Source organism: Methanolapillus africanus (genome assembly GCF_032714475.1).
Lineage (GTDB): Archaea > Halobacteriota > Methanosarcinia > Methanosarcinales > Methanosarcinaceae > Methanolapillus > Methanolapillus africanus.
In genome coordinates this window covers 1-23,868 of sequence record NZ_JAWDKD010000025.1, presented here as the reverse complement: position 1 = coordinate 23,868, position 23,868 = coordinate 1, and the positions used below count along the sequence as shown (strand labels likewise).

Annotated in this window: 15 protein-coding genes and 1 pseudogene; 12 read left to right on the top strand and 4 right to left on the bottom strand. The window is 44.8% G+C overall.

What is annotated here, in order from left to right:
- Positions 1-1,825 (top strand): hypothetical protein (locus tag MsAg5_RS08670; protein WP_338100236.1); only part of this gene is annotated, 1,825 nt, incomplete at its 5' end.
- A gap of 866 nt (positions 1,826-2,691) precedes the next feature.
- Here MsAg5_RS08670 and MsAg5_RS08665 read toward each other — a convergent pair.
- The 4 genes from MsAg5_RS08665 to MsAg5_RS08650 form a co-directional block, all read right to left on the bottom strand.
- Complete coding sequence (locus MsAg5_RS08665; RefSeq protein WP_420847007.1) at positions 2,692-2,898, bottom strand: hypothetical protein; 207 nt, start codon at positions 2,896-2,898, stop codon at positions 2,692-2,694.
- A gap of 122 nt (positions 2,899-3,020) precedes the next feature.
- Positions 3,021-4,313, bottom strand: coding sequence for a radical SAM protein (locus MsAg5_RS08660; RefSeq protein WP_338100234.1), 1,293 nt, complete (start codon positions 4,311-4,313; stop codon positions 3,021-3,023).
- 163 nt (positions 4,314-4,476) lie between these two features.
- Entirely contained in the window at positions 4,477-5,088 is a 612-nt protein-coding gene (locus tag MsAg5_RS08655) for a translation initiation factor IF-2 subunit beta (protein WP_338100233.1), read from the bottom strand.
- Between the two features lie 249 nt (positions 5,089-5,337).
- Positions 5,338-5,859 carry a 50S ribosomal protein L16 gene (locus MsAg5_RS08650; protein WP_338100232.1) on the bottom strand — a complete coding sequence of 174 codons (522 nt, stop codon included), beginning with the start codon at positions 5,857-5,859 and terminating at the stop codon, positions 5,338-5,340.
- Between the two features lie 658 nt (positions 5,860-6,517).
- Here MsAg5_RS08650 and MsAg5_RS08645 point away from each other — a divergent pair.
- The 11 genes and pseudogenes from MsAg5_RS08645 to MsAg5_RS08600 all read left to right on the top strand — a co-directional run bounded on the left by MsAg5_RS08645 (position 6,518) and on the right by MsAg5_RS08600 (position 22,973).
- Entirely contained in the window at positions 6,518-6,835 is a 318-nt protein-coding gene (locus tag MsAg5_RS08645; protein WP_338100231.1) for a hypothetical protein, read from the top strand.
- A 93-nt stretch (positions 6,836-6,928) separates the two neighbouring features.
- A pseudogene (locus MsAg5_RS09405) lies at positions 6,929-7,492 on the top strand (GLUG motif-containing protein); the annotation flags it as partial.
- Between the two features lie 450 nt (positions 7,493-7,942).
- Positions 7,943-8,554 (top strand): MSCRAMM family protein, encoded by a 612-nt coding sequence (locus MsAg5_RS09400; RefSeq protein ID WP_420847006.1) that lies wholly within the window; start codon positions 7,943-7,945, stop codon positions 8,552-8,554.
- Positions 8,555-8,584: 30 nt separating this feature from the next.
- A complete protein-coding gene (locus tag MsAg5_RS08635; protein ID WP_338100229.1) occupies positions 8,585-8,884 on the top strand; it encodes an ABC transporter permease family protein in 300 nt (99 codons plus the stop codon).
- Positions 8,885-9,155: 271 nt separating this feature from the next.
- Complete coding sequence (locus MsAg5_RS08630) at positions 9,156-12,788, top strand: GLUG motif-containing protein (RefSeq protein WP_338100228.1); 3,633 nt, start codon at positions 9,156-9,158, stop codon at positions 12,786-12,788.
- 324 nt (positions 12,789-13,112) lie between these two features.
- Complete coding sequence (locus MsAg5_RS08625; protein ID WP_338100227.1) at positions 13,113-15,743, top strand: GLUG motif-containing protein; 2,631 nt, start codon at positions 13,113-13,115, stop codon at positions 15,741-15,743.
- A gap of 497 nt (positions 15,744-16,240) precedes the next feature.
- Positions 16,241-16,399, top strand: a complete 159-nt coding sequence (locus MsAg5_RS08620; protein WP_338100226.1) for a hypothetical protein — start codon at positions 16,241-16,243, stop codon at positions 16,397-16,399.
- 338 nt (positions 16,400-16,737) lie between these two features.
- Positions 16,738-17,001: a YhbY family RNA-binding protein gene (locus MsAg5_RS08615; RefSeq protein WP_338100225.1), complete on the top strand. Its 264-nt coding sequence runs from the start codon at positions 16,738-16,740 to the stop codon at positions 16,999-17,001.
- Positions 17,002-17,106: 105 nt separating this feature from the next.
- Positions 17,107-19,881, top strand: a complete 2,775-nt coding sequence (gene alaS, locus MsAg5_RS08610; RefSeq protein ID WP_338100237.1) for an alanine--tRNA ligase — start codon at positions 17,107-17,109, stop codon at positions 19,879-19,881.
- Between the two features lie 326 nt (positions 19,882-20,207).
- Positions 20,208-21,455 (top strand): CARDB domain-containing protein, encoded by a 1,248-nt coding sequence (locus tag MsAg5_RS08605; protein WP_338100224.1) that lies wholly within the window; start codon positions 20,208-20,210, stop codon positions 21,453-21,455.
- A gap of 390 nt (positions 21,456-21,845) precedes the next feature.
- Positions 21,846-22,973 (top strand): FtsZ/tubulin family protein, encoded by a 1,128-nt coding sequence (locus MsAg5_RS08600; protein ID WP_338100223.1) that lies wholly within the window; start codon positions 21,846-21,848, stop codon positions 22,971-22,973.
- Positions 22,974-23,868 lie beyond the last annotated feature (895 nt).

The following is a 23,868-nucleotide window of genomic DNA, read 5'->3' as shown; positions in this document are numbered from 1 at the left end:
TGCAACCGTTCTGGCCGATGACCAAACTCAATTCAGAGTTGTGATCACCGGCACACAAGGCGATGTTAAGGAATCGAATGCCGCAACATTGACTGTTGTGAGCACAAGCGACGCTGTAACAATCACCGCGCAGCCTGTCAGTCAAATCGTGGTTGAAGGCGAAACAGCCACCTTCAACGTGGCTGCAAACAACGCAGCTTCTTACCAGTGGCAGAAATCCACTGACAGCGGCGTCACATTCAGCGACATTTCAAGTGCGACTTCTGACAGTTACACCACGCCTGCAACCGTTCTGGCAGATGACCAAACTCAATTCAGAGTTGTGATCACCGGTACAGAAGGCGATGTTAAGGAATCGAATGCTGCAACATTGACTGTTGTCGGCGCCGGTTCTAATGTTGTCATCATCACACAACCCGAAGACATCGTTGTTCCGGAAGGATCATCGGCCAGCTTTACGGTTGAGGCAAACGCCAATGCCGCCAGTTACCAATGGTATGAATGGGATGGAACAACCCTGACAATCATCACAGGTGAAACATCTGCAACGTACACTATTTCGTCAACAACAGTGGCAATGGACAGTACGCAATACAAAGTCGTTGTCACCGGCACTTCAGGCGATACAGTCGAATCCGATGCGGCAACGTTAACAGTGATTGATCCGGCCGATGCGGCAACAATCACCGCGCAGCCCACCGACAAAACTGTTTCCGAAGGACAAACAGCCACCTTTGAAATCACGGCGGACAACGCCGCTTCCTACCAGTGGCAAGAATCCACGAACAACGGTTTGACGTTCACCAACATTTCCGGTGAAATCAGTTCCACATACACAACACCGGCAGCGGACCTTTCCATGGACGGCACTCAATACAGAGTGATCGTCATCGGAAACTTGGGCGACGTAGTCACCTCTGACGAAGCTGTTTTGACGGTTGTTCAGGCAACCGGATTTACGGCGACGGTTGCAAGTGTTACTGAAGAAGAAAATCACAATGCGACATTTGAAGTGACAATCGTCGACACGGACAGTGTTTCGACGACACCGTACGCCATTCAATGGCAGGTCAACAAAAATGATGGCAATGGATTTGTCGATGTCACAACACCCGACGGAACCGTTTTGAACGCCGGCATAAAGTTTGAAACCGGTGTAACAGATCTGTCGATGGATGGTTGGCAATATCGCGCTATAGTGACTGATTACGCCTCCTTGGGAGCGACGTCCATCCCGGGAACCTTAACAGTCATTGAGTTTGAAATCACCAGCTACCCGCAAAACAGAACGGTGACAGTTGGTCAAACAGCGACCTTTAGTGTCACAGCCACCGGAAAAGGATTGGCTTACCAATGGCAAGTTGACATGAATGACGGCAACGGTTGGATGGATGTTCCCAACTACGGCAACGATGCAACTTACACCACCCCGGTCACGGACGCATCCATGAGCGGCTGGCGCTACATCGTCATCGTGGAAAATATTTATGGTGACACTGACAGTTCTCTTTCCCAACCGGCAATCTTGACAGTCAATGATAAATCGGGCAGCGGCGGCAGTACCGGCAATGCAACCATCAAAGATAACGATGGCGGAATGCTCATGCCCGAACCACCGGCCGAAGAAGAAAACAACTCTTCAGGCGAAGGATTTGAAAACGACAGCAATACCGGTTCCAACGGAACTGATCTGAATCCGGATTCCGGCTCCAAGATCCCAAGTTGGCTTTGGATATTGATTCTCTTGTTCGCCGCTATAATCGTACTCGGAGGAATCTGGTTCATTATCGTGTTGAAGAAGAGAAAAGAGGACGAAGGAGAATAACCCAAAAAAACGGCGCTTGCCCTTTTAAGCAAGCGCCGGTCTGACATTAACTCATGAGAGATTGCCGAAACGGAAATAAGCTCAATGCCACCTTTTCCGTAGACAATCAATCATGTACACGGCATACAAATCTTACGATTTTGCCGATCATCATGTTTTTGGTTTCATTTGTTTATCAACCCAAACAAATAAAATCAAAATAAAAAACAGAAAACCAAAAACGAAGAATCTGTACTCAACCCAAAAAGACCGATGTTTAAAAACATCGGTCTACCCATTTTGGTTTATTAGGTTTACTTGGATGACGTTCTTCTTTAATAACTGATATTTTTTTATTGAGATGCCGGCGCGCGCGTTACGGCATTGGTTTTTAATATTTTCAAAAATCTATCTCCGTTTTTTTATTTTGCTGAATCCGATCAGTCAATACATTCTAATTTACAGTATAGGTCGCACCCGCAGTTAACAGTTTTTAGATTGCAGTTTGCGCCGCCCGTTTCCAAAAATACACATATTTCTTGATCCGATTTGAACCTCACTGTTTCTAATTCAGATTGTATCTGCAGAGTGGAATCCATAAAATACAGATGCTTCGCATCTGATTTTACGGGATGATTTGCTTGAACTGAATAAGACAAGCGCCAAACTAATCGAATCAATAAAAAGTGACCCATGTTTTTAAAAAATCAAAACAAAAAAAGTGTCGCCGTAACGCGCGCGCATGCCGCCCGTCAAAAAAAGAGAAAATAGAACAAATGAGCGACCGAAGGGAGCCGTTCGCGAAGCGAACTCAATAGAAACAGACTCCCACCGCCCTTGAAAAATTCCTAGCGAAGCGACGGAATTTTTTGCGACGAAATTTTTTCTTACTCTTTCTCGTCGCTGCCCAACTTGTCCAGCTCGTTTTCGTCGGCGAACTTAATCAGCGCTTCGCCGAGAACCCGGGTGTGTTTCGGGCTGAGGTTAAAACGGGCCCGCTTCTTGCCGGCGCGTTCTTTGGAAATTTCCACATATTCTTTGTCAAAGCGCTCGCTTCTCTCTAAAGAAATAGCCATGTACCAGCCGCCACCCATTTTAATTTCTGCATACGCGGTCGGTTCCCCGTCTTCAACATCTGCAATGACTTCTTCAAAATTATCTTCTTTTGCCATTTTTATTCTCCTGTTGTGTCTTTATTTTTAGATATGATCGATGATTATCGTCGATTTTGGTTTTGATTATTTGAATTTTGATGATTAGAATAATTTGAATTTTGATTATTTTTCGATTTGTTCTTGTTTTTTTCCTGATCGTCGTCTTTGACGTCGCGGAAATCCCAATCGTTGGCCGTTCTCACTTTTTGAAGGTAACTCGGGTCGTAAAGCGCATGTGTTTCCCGCTTTTCTTTGAAAACCGGTTCTTTGCGGATCTTTTTCCAAATTTCCGTCATGGGTTCGGTGTTGATGTTGCCGTACGACATCGGAATGTACGGGTCGGCCCAAACGTCGCCGGTCGTCGTCACGTGAAGCCAGCGCCGGCCGGCCATGGCGCCGAACATTTGTCCTTCAAACACGGTGTTTGAAAAGACGCGCGGACCGCCTTCGGTCGAATTGATTTTCTTATAGAACGCATTGATTTTCTTGCGTCCCTCGGCGCCCATCTGTTTGATGCCTTCAATCGTCGGCGCCGTTTCCCAAATCGAAAACTCGTGAACGCCGAGTTTTTTGGCGAGCTGGTACAAGTCTTCCATTTCATTGACCCGGTCCTTATCCAAGTGCGTTGCCATCGTCACCAACAAACCAGCGTCAAGGCCGTACTTGATGGCGGCGACCGCTTTGTCGTAAGCGCCCGGAATGTTGCGCATTTTGTCGTGAACAGCCGGTTTGGTCGAATAAATGCTGACCAAAAGCGTCTGAAGGCCGGCTTCTTTGAGTTTGCGCGCTTTCTCGGGCGAAAAGTCCAAACCCCAAGTGTACGCCATGACGACGGCTTTGGATTTGTCGACGTAGTCAATATAATCAAAAATGTTGTTGTTGAGAAGCGGATCGCCTTCCGTAAACGTAATCACGACGGCACCCATCTCAAGTGCCTGATCGATCGCGCTTTTAATTTGATCGGCGGACGGCTCGGGCGGATCAATTTGTTTGAGTTTTTGACCGGCGCCGGCAATGCCGTAATTTTTGTGAACGTGCGGATTGTATTTGCAGGTCGCTTCAATCGAAACGGTTTCCGGAACGAATCTGTGCGTTGCGATTCTCATCTCGTCTTTGACCAAGCGGTCAAAAACCGGACTCGGAATCGGCGGCAGCCAAGCGGACGGATAAACGGCGTCGTCCGTTACTTTGGCGGGCTTTTCTTCGGCCAGCCGTTTGTTCATGATAGAGATAAACGGATTCGCGATCGTTTTGAGCGGACCCCGTCCCTCAAGTTGTATTTTGGAGTCGCTGTCTCGGGAAACAGAAATCGTTATGCCCGGTTTATGAAAGACAGGAATGGAATCTTTTGTCACAAATACCACCGATATTGAAAAATTAAAATATAAAACATCAGGAAGACAAGTATAGGAAGGAAATTAAGAGATAAATAAAAGTTAATAACTTCCAACCATATAATTATACTTATCGTATACTTTTATTTTATATTTTAATTTGGACCAAACGCCGATGACGAATTCATTGAGCTTTTTCGGCAAACGCCAAAAATCCGGTAATCTTCTTGATTTTGACGCTGAGTTCCTGGCCTTTAGCGGCACCCGGCACGAAAATGGTGAATTTGTCGAACTTGGCGATACCGTCGCCTTTGGAACCGACCGCTTCAATCCGGATTTGGTACGTTCCGCCTTCTTCCAGCGTTGTCGCTGCTTTTGTGCCGGTGGTCTGTCTCTTTTTGACCGGCCGGTGCGCGCCGCAGGCTGCGCATTTGAGAATCAGAACACGTTCGTTCTTCTCAAGGCTGGTGTCCGGGCGGTTGCATTCCGAACAAATCACGTATTCTTCGACATAACCTTGAATGTTCGTATCCATTTGGTCGCGGGTAAAACGTCCCTGGAAAACGGCGCGTCCGCCTTCAAGCTTTCCGGCCGTTCCGAGTTCGCGGGTCAGATATTTCATCAAGTGGTCCGGGTCCCGGCGTAAAACGTCGGCGATGTTGGCGAAATTTTCAAGAACGGTCGCTTTGCCTTCGGAAAAGAGTTTGGCGTCGGGAACGGTAAAACGTTCATCCGTCGTTTCTTCATCCGGAAGTTGTTCAATGGCACGGTTTAAAAGTTTTTCATAGTTATCCATCTTTATTCCTCATTATTGGGTTTTGATTTCTACAACAAACCACAAGATATTATAAAAAGGTATTACACCAAAATTTTTTGAATTGAAAAACGGAGGCGGTTTTTGACGATTCGTCAAAAATGATTGCTGTAACGCGCGCGCAAGCTGTCCGCCAAAGAAAAACAAAACGTAGAGAACGAAAGAAGAAGAAGCAAAAAGAAAAAAAGAGAAAGAAAAATTCGGAAAAACTTCCGAATTTATGCTGTTGATTTACAAAACGAGTTCTGCGCCTTTGTCGATCACGATTCTGGTCGGGGTCGGCAATTTTTGGCCGGCGTTTTGAAGCGCTTTTTTGGCGAAGGCGAAGTGTTCTTTGTCAACGGAAATGGTAAAGATTCTTTGCAACGGAACGACACGGGCGGCAGTTCCGACGTTTTTACCGAATGCACCGCGCATACCGCTTGAAACACGGTCGGCACCGGCGCCGGTGGCCTGCTTGTTTTCTCTCAAAACTTCGTGCGGGTAGACTCTCAACTTGATGTGGAAGTTACCGCGGCCGGCTTTGTTGGTCATGTATCTGTTGGCGGTGATACGGGCCGCTTCAAGAGCGGTGTGGCGGATCGCGCATTTCTCCTCAACCATGAGGGACAATTTGACGGGGTAGTCTTGTCTGGTCAAGTTACCCATGTCGTAGTGAATAATCTGAACACCGGGGACACCACCCATGTATTTTCTGCGGGTGAAAGAGTGTTGTCTGATGTTTCTGTACATACTTGCCGGCTTTCTAACCATGATAATTTCTCCATTGATAATTTTTGATAATAAATGTGCAGTTGAATGCGTAATAAGACAAATAATAAAAACGGCTCAACTGAAAAACACTTGGGGATTACCCGCCTTTTACATCATTACACGCCGACCCAAATCTCTGGCGATGTATCCTATGCATGATGGTTAGCCCGATGCGGCACGGATTTTGGTTTAACAAAATAAAGCACGATTTTGGTACCTGTAATACATTCAGGGTTTATAAATTTTACCAAGGGAACCCCAAAGCATTTCAAAACCATACGTATCGGCATCAAATTTCAATACAGGCATTCTCTTAACATTTTTATTTAGAACAATTAGAAGAAAATCAATTTTATAAAAATTGTTATCTTTACATCAATGTTGTAATTTTCATAAGGGCTTATAAGATTATACTGTCAATAATGTATTTATTTGTGAAGTTCTATTAATTCGGATTGATTATTAATAAATAATCAATTTATATTATTCATTTTATAAAAAAACGGGGTAATTGAGTAGGGTAATTGAGTATAGAATTTCAATAAGTGATTCAATGAAAGGCAAATCATTATTATTTGGGTTGACAATTTTTTTAACAATATTTTTATTGTGTGGTACAGCAGCGGCGGTAACGCCGATTAATAACATTGCAGAATTGATGGCAATCAATACGCCAACAAATTTGTCCGGAGATTATATTCTCACGGATAACATATCAATCGGTTCCGGAAGTTGGCAGTCAATCGGCAATAATTCAACCCCGTTTACCGGGACTTTTAATGGAAACGGTCATACGATCACATTTTCGGATAATACGACTTTCACAAACAGTGCCAATACAAATGACAGTTATGGTTTGTTTGGAAACGTTGGCAATTCAGCAGACATTTCTAATGTCGCCATCATGGTTTCCGGAAATTTGACAAACAATAACACGAACATTTTCAATAAACACACGGGTGCGTTGATTGGATAGGCCATCAACGGTAGCGCTGTTCATATTGAAAATTGTACGGTCACAGCAACAGACGCTTCTTATTCAATTAAAGGGGATCGTTTCGTTGGTGGTTTGATTGGCTATCTCGGAAACGGAACTATTAAAGATAGTTCTTCCAATCTCAATGTTGAATCAATTAATCAAGATACCGGCGGTTTGGTTGGAAGAATCGGAAACGGAAACATTGACAACTGTAATGCAATCGGCAATGTAACGGGTAATAATGGCGATTATGCCGGCGGTTTGGTCGGTAATTTTCAATCCGGTAATATCTCTAAAAGCTATGCCACCGGAAATGTATACGCCGCCTATTCTGCGGGCGGGCTGACCGGCAGTTTCCACGGAACAAACCTCTCAGAAAGTTATGCGGCCGGAGATGTCACCGTCGGAGGTATAGGCAATGCGGGTGGTTTGATCGGATTATCTAATGGCAACAGTAATATCTTAAAGTGCTATGCCACCGGAAATGTTACGGCGACCGGGTCGGGCGACGATGTTGGCGGTTTGATCGGGTGGATCTTCAACGGCAATATTTCTGAAAGTTATGCCGCCGGAAACGTCAACAGTGTAAACAATACCGGAGGACTTGTCGGACACATATCGAACACGAGTATTTCTAACTGCAGTGCTTCCGGAAATGTGACCGGATCAGGTCATTCGGCGGGCGGACTTGTCGGACAATTCAGCGTTGGTAATATTTCGGGAAGTTACACAACCGGAAACGTTAAGTCGGATACAGAAGCCGGCGGTCTTATCGGACTCGTCGGTAACATCGGTGTCGATATTTCCAAATGTTACACGACAGGAAACGTCGAAGCGACAACTTCTGATGCCGGCGGATTAATCGGAAAAGCAGAAAAGGCAACGATTTCTCTAAGTTACGTGGTTGGAGACGTCAAGGCAACGAATTATGCCGGCGGGTTGGTCGGCAATTTTACCGGAGGCGTCGGTTCGATTCTGGATATTTCAAACAGCTTGGCTTTGAATGAAAAAGTCGAAGGGATAACAAACGTCGGCCGCGTTCTTGGAAATGTTAGCGTTTCCGGTACGCCGACCATTGCTTCAAATGTTTACGCCTGGGAAAATATGACTGTGACAGGCACAACGGATCCGACTTATGATGTTTCCGACGTTTCTTCCGAACAACTCTGGGAACTCAATCCCGGACAAAGCGGCTGGTCCGCATTGACGGCCGCCGGCTGGAAGGCGAATTATTATAGCAGCGCACGCTCCTACGATTACAGAATTCCGATTTTGAAATGGCAGACAGCCGTTTTGGAAGAAGACGCTTCACATCTCAGATATATCCGGCCAGGCGGTAACGGCGGCGGCGGAACCGGCAATGCGTCCATTGTCAATAACACGACCATTGCGGAAGGATTTGAAAGCAACGGCACAGGCACCATTTTGATTTTAGAAAAAGTTGACAGCAGCAACACATCCAAAAAACTGACGGCGACGTTTGAAATCCGTGACGCAAGCGGCAATTCATTCAGCCCGAAAATGGTTTACACCACCAATCAATCCGGGCACACGGAAAAAATCTATCTGACGCACGGCACGACGTACATGATTTACGAAACGAATGCGCCAAGCGGCTATCAAGCAATTGATGATGGCATAAAAATCGTCATCAACGACGATATGACGATTCAGCCTGTTTCGGGATACAATTTGACGCAAAACGGCGGCGTGTAAACGCTCACAATTCCGAATACCGCAAAAGAGATGCCGGCTGACGCGGGCGTCTGCAAAGCTTTCCCGTGGTGGTGGCTGGTGGCGCTGTTGTTCATCGTGATGATTGTAGAAAGTGCCTTCCTGTACAGAAAATACAAACCGCAGCTGAGCAACAAGTGGTGGATCGTTCTCTTAGTTATGATTGCGTTGACTGTTTTGTCAATCGTGTTGTTCTACTTGAACTATTGCCAACTGGGCGATTGGTGGGTATTGGTACCGGTTATTTTGACTTTACTGATTGCGCCGGTCGTTTACGTGTACAACAAATTTTTGCTGAAAAACAAGGTTTAAACTGAAAAGTTAAACTGACATGGTTAAACTTGAAAAGACCGCTTCAACGGTCTTTTTCTTTCTTTTTTGAGACTATTTTTAACATTTTTTCATTTTTTTTTCCACTCAGCTTCTACAATTTTTCGTTTTCTTGATAAAGGTCATATAATCATATATTCGCGATAAACATATATAATGGTGATATTATAATGGCTATTTTAAGTATATTTGTTTTTCAACATTTGTTAGACTAATAATATAATATTACCATTATCTAAAAAAGGAAGATTCTATGAGGTTGAAAATTTCACTCTTATGCGCAGCATTTTTAATTGCTGTCATTTTGTTCAGCGGAACAGCAATGGCGGCCGATCCGGTTGAAATAAAAACGGTCGATGATTTAAAAAACATCTCCGCAACTGATAATTTATCCAAGAATTACATTTTGATGAACGATTTAATCATTGATGCCGGAGAATGGGATTCCATCGGAAATTCTTATTATCCTTTTACCGGTACTTTTGACGGAAACGGAAAAAATATTACGTTTAAAGGAGACACTGTTTTCAGGAACACATTTAGGGTATATGATGGATGCGGCTTGTTCGGAAGTGTCGATGGTTCAAGTTCAACCCCCGTAAAAATTTCAAATCTTACAATCATTGTGGATGGAAATTTAACAAATGACAATAAAACAAATTTCGGGGTTTTAGTCGGTAATAATTCGGGCGACATGATGACAATTTCCAATTGCTCTGTCACAACAACCAATTCCGCTTATTCAATTACCGGAAATAATAGTACCGGTGGATTGGTTGGATATGCTCATAACGTCGAAATCAGCAATTGTAACTCTGCTCTCTCTGTTAACGGGGGGGCGGTTAATGCCGGCGGCCTTGTCGGCCAATGTGTCGAAGGAAATATTTCTGAAAGTTATACAACAGGAGATATAACCGGAGACGTCGCAGGAAATGGTTGGATGGGCGGCCTCGTCGGCAACTTTACAAAAGGAAATATTTCTGAAAGCTATACCACCGGAAACATAACCGGAGCGAATTGTTTGGGCGGTCTTGTCGGGCATCATAAAGAAGGAAATATTTCCTTAAGTTATGCCACCGGAAACGTGAATGGAACTAACTTCACCGGTGGTCTTGCCGGCAATATGACTTTAGGCGACATTTCTAAGAGCTATGCCACAGGAAATATAACCGGAGAGCTTTATGTGGGCGGTCTTGTCGGAACCGGCAACGGGAGTATCTCCGAAAGCTATACCGCCGGAAACATAAAAGGAAGTACTGCTGTGGGCGGCCTTGTCGGAATTTGTATGAGTGGAGATATTTCTGAAAGTTATACCACCGGAAACATAAACAGTTTTGGGTCGGCCGGTGGTCTTGTCGGCACTCACCACCAAGGAAATGTTTCCAAGAGTAATGCTTCCGGAGACATAAACGGATCGTATTATGTGGGCGGTCTTGTCGGTACTATGAATTTAGGTGATATTTCCGAAAGTTATGCAACAGGTGATGTGAGTGGGAATGGCATCACCGGAGGCCTTGTCGGCAGGCAAAAACAAGGAAATATTTCCGGAAGTCATGCAACCGGCGGCGTGAAAGCGGTTGGTTATGAATCCGGCGGTCTTGTCGGCAACATGACTTTAGGCGACATTTCCTTAAGTTATGCAACCGGAAACGTGAGCGGGAAAAATTCCACCGGCGGTCTTGTCGGGCATTATGGAAACGGAAATATTTCCGAAAGTAATGCAACCGGCGACGTGACGGCGACTGATGATGAAGCCGGCGGTCTTGTCGGCAACATGACTTTAGGCGACATTTCCTTAAGTTATGCAACCGGCAACGTGAGTGGGAATAACTCCATCGGGGGTTTTGTCGGGCATTTTGGAGTCGGAAATATTATCAAAAGTAATGCAACAGGAAATGTGACGGCCGATGGGCGTACTGCCGGCGGTCTTGTCGGGAATTTCGATAAGGGATCCATATCGGGAAGTTACGCAACAGGAGACGTAGCATCAAAGTCGAAGGGTGGTGGTCTTGTCGGAACTATGATCTATAATGGGGCGATCGCGAAAAGCAATGCTTCCGGAAATGTGACAGCTGATGCCGGGTATGTCGGTGGTCTGATCGGATTTGTCAATTCGACTTCGGCCATATCGGAATGTAATGCGACAGGATCTGTCAGTGCGACTGGAAGCGGCGGGATAAGTGCCGGTGGGCTTATTGGGTGGATTTTCGGGGGGTCGGTATCGAATAGTTATTCTTTGGGGGACGTGAATGCGGAAAAATTTGCCGGCGGTCTTGTTGGTGACGTCGGAAGCGCCCGCATCATCCAATGTTATGCCGCCGGAAATGTAAATTCGGGATCAATGGGTGGCGGGCTTGTCGGACGCTCAAGTTTCCTAACGACTTCACAGTGCTATTCCACCGGAAATGTTGATGTCAGGGAGAATTATGGCGGCGGGTTTGTGGGCGATATTTCAATGAACTGTACCATCAACCAAAGTTATGCGACCGGAAATGTCAACGTCGGCGGAAATTATGCCGGCGGATTTGCAGGGTCTGTTCTTAACGGAAGTATTAGTCAGTGTTACGCCACCGGAAATGTTGATGTCGAGGGGGATTATGGCGGCGGGTTTGTGGGCAATATTTTGGCGAACTGTACCATCAACAAAATTTATGCGACCGGAAATGTTGACGCAGGGGGAAATTATGTCGGCGGACTTGTCGGATCTTACGGCAAAGGAAAAATCACCGAAAGTTATACGGTCGGAGACGTCAGCGGTAATGACGGCGTCGGCGGACTGATTGGAATTTATCCCGTCGTTGCCGGAAATCAGTTGTCCGTTGTGAATTGCAGCGCTTTGAATGAAAAAGTAACAGGAAAAACCAATGTCAGTCGATTTATCGGTTTCGGCGATCCGGCCGCATTGACAAAAGATTCTGTTTACGCTTGGAAAAAAATGATCGTGACCGGAACGATCAATACGGATTTTAATATTGAAGACGTCACGTCCGAAGAAGTCTGGGAAAAAGATCCGGGAACCGATGGCTGGTCTTGGTTTTCAGCGGCCGGCTCTTGGAAACCGAATGATTACAGTAACCCATTATCTTATGACTACAGAATTCCGGTTCTGAGCTGGCAGACAGCTGTTTTGGAAGAAGACGCCTCTCACTTGCGCCCGAAATCGGCCGACGAAAATAACACAACCGGGGGCGGTGGAACCGGCAACGCAACGATTCTTCCGAACAACACGGCAGCCGGCTTTGAATCAAGTGGCAGCAGCGGTGCAACATTAACTTTGGAAAAAGTGGACGGCGCCAACACATCCAAAAAGCTGACGGCGACGTTTGAGATCTGCGACGCAACCGGCAATTCGTTTAATCCGAAAATGGTTTACATGACCAACCAATCCGGACACACCGAACAGATTTTCCTGACGCACGGCACCACGTACACGATTTATGAAACAAAAGCGCCGGAAGGCTATCAAGCGATTGACGGCGGCATAAAAGTCGTCATCAATGAAGACATGACCATTCAGCCGGTTTCGGGATACAATTTGACGCAAAACGGCGATATTTACACGCTCACGATTCCGAACAAAGTCGTCGAAACTCCGGCGTCTGACGCTTGCAGAGTTTTCTCTTGGTGGTGGTTGATTGCGCTTCTGTTCATTGCGATGATTGCGGAAAGTGCATTCCTGTACAAAAAATACAACACACAAATGAGCAACAAGTGGTGGATCGTTCTTTTGATCATGATCGCATTGACTGTTTTGTCCATTGTGCTGTTCTACTTGAACTACTGCCAACTGAGCGACTGGTGGATTTTAGTACCGGTTGCTTTGACTTTGTTGATTGTTCCTGTTGTTTGTGTGTACAATAAATATTTGATGAAATCCAAAATTTAAACTGAAAAGTTTAAATTAAAAAAGACCGCAAAAGCGGTCTTTTTCTTTCTTTTTTTGTTTCATCTTGATATTTTATTTTTAATTTTTTTCTTCTTTACACTATTTTAATTTCCTTAATTCAGTTGCCCGATTGTTTTTAGGAACTATCTTCAATGAGTTATCTAATAGTTGATGAATTTTATAATATTATTAAATCAACAGATTTAAATCAGATGTCATATTCACATTTTAATTAATTATAGTATATTTCTAACAAAATCAGAGGTTTTTATGACTCAATTTTTTAAAAAAGACAGTTGGATAAAAAGTATCTTTCCGATGTTTATGATATCGATTTTTTTATCAGTGATTTTGCTTGCCGGCGTGGCGGCAGCGGATCCGACTCCGATTACGAATGAGGCCGAGTTATCTGCAATAAGAAGTAATTTGGCCGGCGACTACATTTTGACAAAAGATATCGAAATTAATTCAGCAACATGGAATTCCATCGGAAATTATGGGAATCCGTTTACCGGAACTTTTGATGGAGATGGTTATTCAATTACGTTTACAAAAGAGACAACTTTTACAAAAACAAACAGCGTTTCGATCCTTGACCAAAGATATGATGGGTACGGGCTTTTCGGTAATGTCAAAAGTACAAGCAGCAATTCCGGAATTATAAAAGATGTTCATATAATCGCGCAAGGAAATTTGACAAATTTTGATGGTACAAATTATAAATATTATTTTGGTTCCTTAGCAGGCGTTGGAAATGGCACAGCTACATCGGGTGTTACTATCTTCAATTGTTCATTCACAGCCGCCGACTCGTATAACATAACCGGCCGAAAGGAAGTTGGCGGCCTTGTCGGAGTACTCAACAACGGAACCATGTCGGATTGTTATGTTTCCGGAAACGTGAGGGCAGACCAATTTGTCGCCGGTGGTCTTGCCGGGAATGTTACCAACGCAACCATTTCAAAATGTCACGCGACAGGGACTGTCAGCGCAGATATACATATTGCAGGCGGTCTTGTAGGGGATTTTAACGGAACGATATCGGAAAGTTACGCAACAGGAAATGTGATGTCTGGGTTATACGCCGGCGGTCTTGTCGGAAATGTCAGCGACGGAAACATATTAAAAAGCAATGCTTCCGGAAGTGTGACATCACCGAGCGGATATGCCGGGGGTCTCGTCGGATATTACTTTAATGGAACCGTATCAGAATGTTATGCAACAGGAGATGTCGATTCTACCAATATAAATTCCGACAGTTTATATGCCGGCGGCCTTATTGGACAGTTTTTCCGAGGAACGATATTGAAAAGCTATGCTTCCGGAGACGTAAATGGGGATAAACACGCCGGTGGTCTCGTTGGTTACATTGGGGCTGCCAATGTCGTCCAAAGTTATGCTATCGGAAATGTAAATGTGCAATATGGCGGCGGCGGTCTTGTCGGGCGTTCAACTGTTATAAATGTTGTACAATGTTATGCGGCCGGAAATGTTGACGTTAGCGGGGATTACGGTGGCGGCCTTGTGGGCGATATTTTGGGCAACGGCAACATCACCAATAGTTATGCCGCCGGAAATGTCGATATCGGTGGGAATTATGCCGGCGGACTCGTTGGGTTTATTTCTGCCGGAAATATTACGCAGTGTTACGCCACAGGAAATACTGACATCGGCGGAGATTATGGCGGTGGGCTCGTTGGGTCTATTTCTGCCGGAAATATTACTCAATGTTACACCACCGGAAATGTCGATGCGGATGGTGATTATGTTGGAGGTATTGCCGGATCTTATGGCAAAGGGAATCTTATCGAAAGCTATACGGTCGGAGACGTCAGCGGCAATGACAGCATTGGCGGGCTGATTGGAATTTATCCCGATGTTGCCGGAAATCAGCTGTCCGTTGTGAATTGCAGCGCTTTGAACGAAAAAGTAACGGGAACCACCAACATCAGTCGTTTTATCGGCTTTGGCGATCCGGCCGTATTGGCAAAAGATTCTGTTTACGCTTGGAAAAAAATGATCATGACCGGTACAATCAATACGAATTTTGATGTTGCGGACGTCACGTCTGAAGAAGTCTGGGAACAAGATCCCGGAACTGACGGCTGGTCTTGGTTTGCGGCTGCCGGCGTTTGGAAACCGAATGATTACAGCGACCCGTTGTCTTACGATTACAGGATTCCGATTTTGAGTTGGCAGACAGCTATTTTGGAAGAAGACGCCTCTCACTTGCGCCCCAAACCGGCCGGCGGAAACAACACAACCGGGGGTGGCGGAACCGGCAACGCGACGATTCCTCCGAACAACACCGTCGTCGTACAAGGATTTGAATCAAGCAACAGCGGCGCCATGTTAATTTTGGATAAAATCGACAGTGCCGACCCATCCAAAAAACTGACAGCGACGTTTGAAATTTGTGACGCAAACGGCAGCTCCTTCAATCCGAAAATGGTTTACACAACCAACCAATCCGGTCACACGGAAAAAATCTATCTGACGCACGGTACCACGTATACGATTTATGAAACGAATGCGCCAAACGGCTATCAAGCAATTGACGGCGGCATAAAAATCGTGATCAATGAAGACATGACGATTCAGCCGGTTTCGGGATACAATTTGACGCAAAACGGCGACGTGTACACGCTCACGATTCCGAATACGGCCGAATCTCCCTGTAAAGTTTTCCCATGGTGGTGGCTGATAGCATTGTTATTCATGTTGATGATTGCGGAAAGCGCATTCCTGTATAAGAAATTCAAACTTCAGCTGCACAACAAATGGTGGATTATTCACCTGGTTCTGATGGCACTGGTGGTTTTATCCATTGTGTTTTTCTACTTGAACTACTGCCAACTGAACGACTGGTGGGTATTGGTGCCTGTTGTTTTGACTTTGTTGATTGCGCCGGTTGTTTGTGCGTACAACAGATATTTGATGAAAATCAATATTTAAATTAAAAAATTTAAATTAAAAAGACCGCAAAAGCGGTCTTTTTTCTTTCTTTTTTAATATTTTTTTTCATTATTCTGTTTTATTATTCTGTTTTTTTTTTTTTTTTTTTTTTGAATTGCGGCCGACGCACGCGTTATGGCAACCGTTTTTCATGTTTCGTCAAAAACAAGGGTTGTTTTTTATTTTTCCGCATATTAATTCTTCCTTCACTTTTTTGAGCTTACAGTTATTCTTTTTTTGTATTTTTGCTTCATATTTTTTTATTTTTTCAATATTATTCTTGAAATTGTGTAAAAATTATGACCTTTCAATAATATTTTTTAATAAAAATTATATACTACTAGATATAATTTCAAAAAGATAATGGAAAATCATTACATATAATCTCTGAAAATTTATGACGGGAAGATCCTGAGATCATAAACCATCAGAATCGACCGAAATTCGGAGAAAAATCACGTTCTGAAAAAACACAAAAACTATCACAGGGGATTCAAATGACTCAAAATGATGATATATACACGCTCACCATTCCAAACACACCCGAACCACTGGATACGCCTGCATTTGATATGGGAGGCTGGATTAAAACGGGCTGGTGGATCTTGCTTGGGGTTTTGACTTCATTGGTGACCGTGATCGGATACTTGGAGTAACCGTCGGAAAATCCGATCATAATCCAACCTAAAAATCTAATATTGTTTTTCTTTTTTTGGCGGACAGCGCCGCACACATAATTACATTCGTTTTCGTTTTTGCCGGCATTTTCAAAAAATGTCTCGTTTTATGGTCTGATTTTACCATCCCGGATTTCGTTTTAAAAGAATTGCCGATGAAAAAATTAAAATTATATTGAAAAATTAAATAAAAATCAGATCAACCAAAACAAATCCGTTCGGATTAAAAAGGAAGATTTATAATCCCTGAGAACTTTTCAAGGACTAAATTTTCGAATATATAAATTTGATAAATTCATGAAAACGAGTTAAACATTATGGATAAAGTCAAGCAATACGCTTTAAAGAAAGAGTCGGTCAATTTGGACCCGCTCATCAGCATCGGTAAAAACGGTCTTTCGGATTCCGTGATCGATGAACTGAAAAAGCAACTGAAAGTCAAAAAGCTGGTTAAAGTCAGAATTCACCGCAATTCCGATGAAGTCGACGACATTAAAGAAGCGGGAGCGGCGCTGGCGGAAAAATGCAACGCGGCTCTTATTGACGTCCGCGGACGGACGGTGACGCTTTACAAACAATAATCCGATTCAAGCCGAACAAGAATCAATTCAACGGCGGATGAATCGCAATTTTTATCAATCATCAACAACAAACCAAAAATAACATAAAACAGGGATGGGATGACTATGCTCGACGACGAGTACAACATAGACTATTTTAAAGAAAACGGATTTGCTCAAAAAGAATGCAGCAAATGCGGCAATATTTATTGGACCCGCGACCCGCAAAGAGAAACTTGCGGCGACGCTCCGTGCGACTATTATTCTTTCATCGGCAAACCGATTTTCAAAACCCCGATGAACCTGACCGAAATGCGGGAATATTATCTGAAATTCTTCGAAGACCGCGGCCATACCCGTATCGACCGCTATCCGGTCATCGCCCGCTGGCGCGACGACATTTACTTAACCATTGCTTCAATTGCTGATTTTCAGCCGTTCGTCACGTCGGGACTGGTTCCGCCGCCGGCCAACCCGTTAACGATTTCTCAGCCGTGCATCCGGCTCAACGACTTAGACTCCGTCGGCCGCACCGGCCGCCATCTGACCACCTTTGAAATGATGGCCCACCACGTTTTTAACAAAACCGGCAAGGAGATCTACTGGAAAGACAAAACCATCGAGCTGTGCGACCAGCTTTTAATGAGTTTGGGCGCCGACCCGAAAGACGTCACCTACATTAAAAATCCGTGGGCCGGCGGCGGCAACGCCGGGGCTTCCGTTGAAGTGATGGTCGGCGGACTGGAACTCGCCACATTGGTTTTCATGAATTTGAAAGAATCCAAAAACGGCGACATCGAAGTCAAAGGCAAGAAATACGTCAAAATGGACAACTACATCGTCGACACCGGTTACGGTCTCGAACGTTTCGTCTGGGCTTCCAAAGGCTCCCCGACCATTTACGACGCCATTTTCCCCAAAGTCGTTCAAGAGCTCATGAATTTGGCCGGCATCGAACACGAACTCAACGACCCGAAATATGCTCAAATTCTCTCCCGCAACGCCCAATTCGCCGGCGTCATGGACGTGAGCGGCAATGCCAATCTCATGGAACTTCGGAAAAAAGTAGCCGCCGAAATCGGTATGGATGTCGAGGAACTCAACAAAATCATGGATCCGGTCGAAAAGGTGTACACCATCGCCGATCACGCCCGCTGTTTAACGTTTATGCTCAGCGACGGCATTATTCCGTCCAACGTCAAAGCCGGATACTTGGCCCGCCTCGTGATTCGCCGAACCATCCGGCTGATGAACGACTTAGGCATTCAAGTGCCGCTGTCAGACATCGTTTGGCTGCATATTGAAAATATGCCGGAATATCCGGAGTTTGAAGAAAACTTCGGCGTCACCAAAGAGATTCTGGAAGGGGAAGAAGAAAAATACCGCCAGACGATTGAGCGCGGCAAACGGATTATTCAAAAATCCGCCGTCAAATACAAAGAGCAGGGGCAAAAGATTCCGCTCGAAGAATTGATGGAAATTTACGACAGCCACGGCATTCCGCCGGAAATCGCCAAAGAGGCCGCCAAAGAAGTCGGCGTCGAAGTGGATTTCCCGGACAATTTCTATTCTCTCATCGCCGACATGCACAGCGAGGCCGGCGAAAAAGAAACGCAGGAATTCCAATATGCTGACAAACTGGAACGCTTGCCGCAAACGAAGCGGTTCTATTACGACGAGCCGGACCGGATGGAATTTGAAGGCGTCGTCTTAGACGTTTTCGGCGATTATGTGGTGTTGGACAACACGTTCTTCTATCCGGAAGGCGGCGGACAGGAAGCCGACCACGGCATGATCATGGCCGGCACCTTTGTTTACGACGTCATCGACGTTCAAATGATTGACGGCATCGTGGTTCACAAACTCGACGTGTCCGATCGGGAACTGTTGATCAACCGCGGCGACATGGTCATTGGTCAAGTGGATAAAAACCGGCGGATGGCTCACTCGCGCCACCACACGGCCACCCACATCATCAACGACGCCGCCCGCAAGGTTCTCGGCAACCACATCTGGCAGTCCGGCGCCCAAAAGACGGAAGAACGCGCCCGTTTAGATATTTCTCACTACAAACACATCACTCAGGAAGAACTCAATGAAATTGAGCTGCTGGCCAACAAAATGGTGATGGAAAACAAAAAAGTCGGGTTTGAAAGCTTAGACCGGACGGAAGCCGAACAAAAATACGGATTCGGACTTTACCAGGGCGGCGTTCCGCCGGGAAAGACGCTCCGGGTTGTCAAAGTCGGCACCGACATCGAAGCTTGCGGCGGTACCCACTGTCAAAACACCGGCGTCATCGGTCCGATTAAAATTTTAAAAACCGAACGCATCCAAGACGGCGTCGAGCGGCTGGAATACGCCGCCGGAACCGCTGCGGTTGCCGCCATTCAGGAGATGGAAAAACTTCTGAAAACGTCGTCGCAGACGCTCAGCATTCCGCAGGAGAATTTGCCAGCCACGGTCGACCGGTTCTTTGAGGAATGGAAATCCCTTCAAAAAGAGAACGAGCGCTTGAAAGCCGAAGTAGCCGGTACCCGTGTGATTCAGATGGTGAAAAACGCAAACGTTGTCGGCGGCGTCAAAGTCGTCACGTTCGTCACCAGAGGGGAGGACACCGACGCTTTGCGGATGACCGCCATCGAACTTTTAAAAGACGATGACGTCGCCGCTGTTTTGCTCAGCGACAAAGACGGCGTTAAAGCCGTTGCCGCTTGCGGAAAGAACGCCGTTTCAAAAGGTATCCGCGCCGGCGACCTGGTAAAAGAAATGTCAACCGTCGTTGGCGGCGGCGGCGGCGGAAAGCCGGATTTGGCTATGGGCGGCGGACCGAACGCTCAAAACATTGAAAAAGCCAAGAATGCCGCCGTTTCAAAAATCGAGCAGATTTTGTCTGCTTGATTTTTTACATTTTTATTGATATTTTATTGATATTTTATTTTAAAAACAGAATTTCTTAAAATATCGCTTTTCAACGAAGATATAGACGGAATGAAATGCATCGCGTCGAATTATAATAAACATACAGATGGATATTTCATAAATGTTTAAATAAAATAAATGGATTACTGATTTCCAGTGAATATTTAAACAGATTTGTGTAACAATCAGCTTTAATATTTAAAATTTTTATATGTCGTGTGTGAATGTGGAAATTTTTTAAATATTTAAAAGATTGACGCGTTTGCTCCTTTTAAAAACAGAATCAATTACAGAGAGGAATCATTTTGAAAATTAAAAATGCATCCGTCATGCTGGCTCTTGCGGCTCTGTGTCTCATACTCGCAGCGGCGCCGGCAGCAGCTTATGAAGTAACGGATTGGATTAACAGCGGAGACGGTTATCAGTTAAATAATATCGTGATTGATGTGGTTGTTGGTGTATCGGACGATGAAGTCAACAACAGCAGCGCTCAAGTTTCCATATGGGAATGGAAAAACGACAAGTGGACGCAAGTCGGATCATCCTCCACCCGGTTAAAACTCAACGACACGATGAATTTTTCCGCAACAGGCGGCAACTATACCATTAAAGCGGAAGATTTCCGAGCCAGCGGCCGCGGCAGTGTTAAATTGAACATGTGGACAAATGAAGACGTCACCACCAACCGGTATGTGACCGGCGGGCACTCCAAAGTTGAAGGAACCGGAAAGCCTGTCCTTAAAATCACAAAGACGGCCAGTCCGACGGCCATCAGCGTTGATGGAACGATAACCGTCACTGTTTTCGTGGAAAATACCGGAAAATATGAAGCGCTCAATGTGACCGTTTCGGACCCGTCTCAAGAAATGTTTGTTTTGACGGGGTCAACGATCAATAAAACCAGCGTCAAATCCATCGACGTCGGCGAAAATGAAACGGTCCTCCAATATACGCTCAAGGCGACCGCGCCCGGTTCGTATACCTTAAAGAACGTCACCGTTTCGGCGGAAAACTCAGCCGGAACGCGGTATGAATTTAATCAAACCAGCGGCGCCACCGTGACGGTGGAAGAACTGCCGGCGCTTGAATTCAATAATTCGGTCAGCGGCAACACGGTGGATTACCAAACCCGTTCGAAAATTGACGGAACGCTCCGGATCCGGAATACCGGAACATCGCCGGCTCAATTCGTCAGCGTTGAATTCAATGTTCCGCAAAATGTGATCGTTGACGGAAAAGAAATTTCAACTTCCGGCGGCACAGTAACGCTGTATGTTGACCAGATTCCGCCGAACAACGAAAAGGTGTACAATTATACGATAACGGCAAACGCTTCCGGATATTATGAAGTGACGCCGACGTACAACTATACCTACAACAACGCCAAGAAGAGCGGTTCTTTGGGAACATTCAGTTTTAATGCGGTTGCCAACGAATCACTCGAAAAAGCTTTTAATATTCCGGGTTTCCCGTATATTTTGGCGATACCGCTGATTCTCATCTTGGCCATCGGATTCTTCTTCTGGAGACGGCACAGAGAATACAAGTTCTAACGGTAAACAACAACGGCAAGCAAAACCGGTAATATAACCGGTGATAGGATCGGTGACACACCGGCGACAGAACCAGCGACACACAGACGACACACAGGCGACAGAACCGGCTTGCCGAATATCAAAAACGAGCCGCCCGAATGGGCGGCATGATTCCTTTTTTTAAAAACAATTCTTCGTTTGAGAAATAATCTTTGAAAACAAATCGAATGGAACGGTTTCAGAATCTATTTTTGGAAATATTCAATCATTTGTATAATATTTTGAACGTGAACTATATAACTGAAAATTTCCTAAAAGAAGGGAGCACATTTTGAGATTTAATTCAATTTATTAAATAATCGACTACTCAACAACCCAACAATTTTCATTTTTTCCGGAGGAATTTTTTTGCTGAATGTTTTAATTATCGGAAACGGTCAATGCGGAAACAGAATTTTAGATTCGATCAATAAACAGGCGATGAACCGAGGATCAACCACCAAAGAAGCAAGCGGCGGCCTGTCAAAATATATTTCAAAACACAAATACCACAGCAATGTGCAGACCGTGGCGATTAACACCGCCATTAACGACTTAAAAGAAATGAAATATACCAAAGCAAAAGACAGAATCCACATCAAAAACCTTCATGGCGTCGGCGCGAACCGGACAATCGGCAAAGAGGTTTTTGAACAACAAAAAGCAACCATTTTAAGAAATATTGAAGAACGCGGCAATTTCGACGTCGCTTTCGTGATCACATCGGCTTCCGGCGGAACCGGCTCGTCTTTTACGCCGCCGTTGGTGGAAGAGCTCAAAAAAGCCCACGACTTCCCGATTTACACGGTTGTGGTTCTCCCGTTCCGTGAGGAAGGAACGCTTTACCTTCAAAACGCGGCTTTCATGCTCAAAGAGCTTCGTGACGGACCTTGCGACGGTATTATTTTGGCCGACAACCAATACTTAAAATCCATCGGCGGCAACGTCCAAGACGCTTACGACGGCATCAACGCGATGATCGCCCGCCGTCTCATTTTCCTCTTAGACTCGCTGGACAGCGAAATGATGATGGTCACTGACTTGGGTGACTTTAAAACCGTGATGAAAGGCGGCGCCGGTTTGGCCACCATCGGTTACTTCAAAGCCGAAAGCGATATGCCGATTCGAACGGTCATTCAAAACGCGCTGTCGCCCAGAGGACTTCTGTTCTCCACCGACGTTTACAAAGAAGCCGGCCGTGCCATGGTTATTTTAAAAGGCGATAAAAAATACTTGGGTATGGACGACGTGTCCGCCGAAATCGAACGGTTGACAGGCGCCGTCGGCCACGTTTTCAAAGGATTGATCGTTGAAAACGGCAGCCTTCCGGAAGCGCTTTGTGTTCTGACGCTCAACTCCGCCGAAGAACTGGAATCCTTATATGAAGGCGCGGTCCAAGCCATCGGAATCGAAAAGGATAAAAAAGACCGCGTGAAGAAGAAAAAGGAAATGGAATCAGCGTTCATGACGATTGACGGCATGGACCCGGAATATTAAATTGAACCAATTTAATATTCTCTTTTTTCATAATTTCTTTTTTCATAATTTCTTTTTTCATTTTTTCTCTGTATTTTCTTTTTCTTTCTTTTTCCAAACGCCGGCATGCGCGCGCGTTATGGCACTCATTTTTATGTTTTGTCCAAATCCGCGATCATTTTTTCAAAATGTAATGAGCAAAGCTGGCGGACGACCTTTTTCAATACAGTTGAAACTCAGCCGACTGAATATAGAAACGATACAGCCGAAGCTATTCAGTATTATGATATTGAATTTGTTATTCATTGTTTTCCGTTTGGACGGAACTTATCAGGAAAAAAGAATTCAATTCATCCGGAAGGATGAATTGAGATGATGTGATCATTTTTGATACGATTTGTTTCATTTGAAAACGTCATGAACGTATTCAAATTACTTCTTTTTCGAGCCGCATGCTGCTTTGCTGTCTTTTTTTGCATCGGTTTTTGCCGGTGCTGCTTTTGCATCTTTCTTTGCTGGTGCTGCCATGGAGATTCACCTCCCCCGCTAATTTCTGCTTATTGCAGTAATTTGTTCATCCCAATTTCAGGTATAAAACCATTTCGGAAAAAAGACAGCAAGACCCGCCGCCAAACAAACATTTGTAAAATATTTTATACTTTTGACGAATCCGGCCGTTTTTTGTTTTGTTTCGCCGGCCAAAATGAAAAAACGACCCGAAAATCGTCAAAAAGCTTATATACGGTAAAACGGGCGCGTGACCACATAATATCGAAAATATAAAAAAATAAGGGTCATGATAAGAATAGAGGATTTTCTCTGATAATTTCCAGGATTTTCAGATATAAATTCTCATTCCTATAATTGTACCTAAATTCACATTCTTTTAAGTAAAGATTAAAATATCTTTTATCAA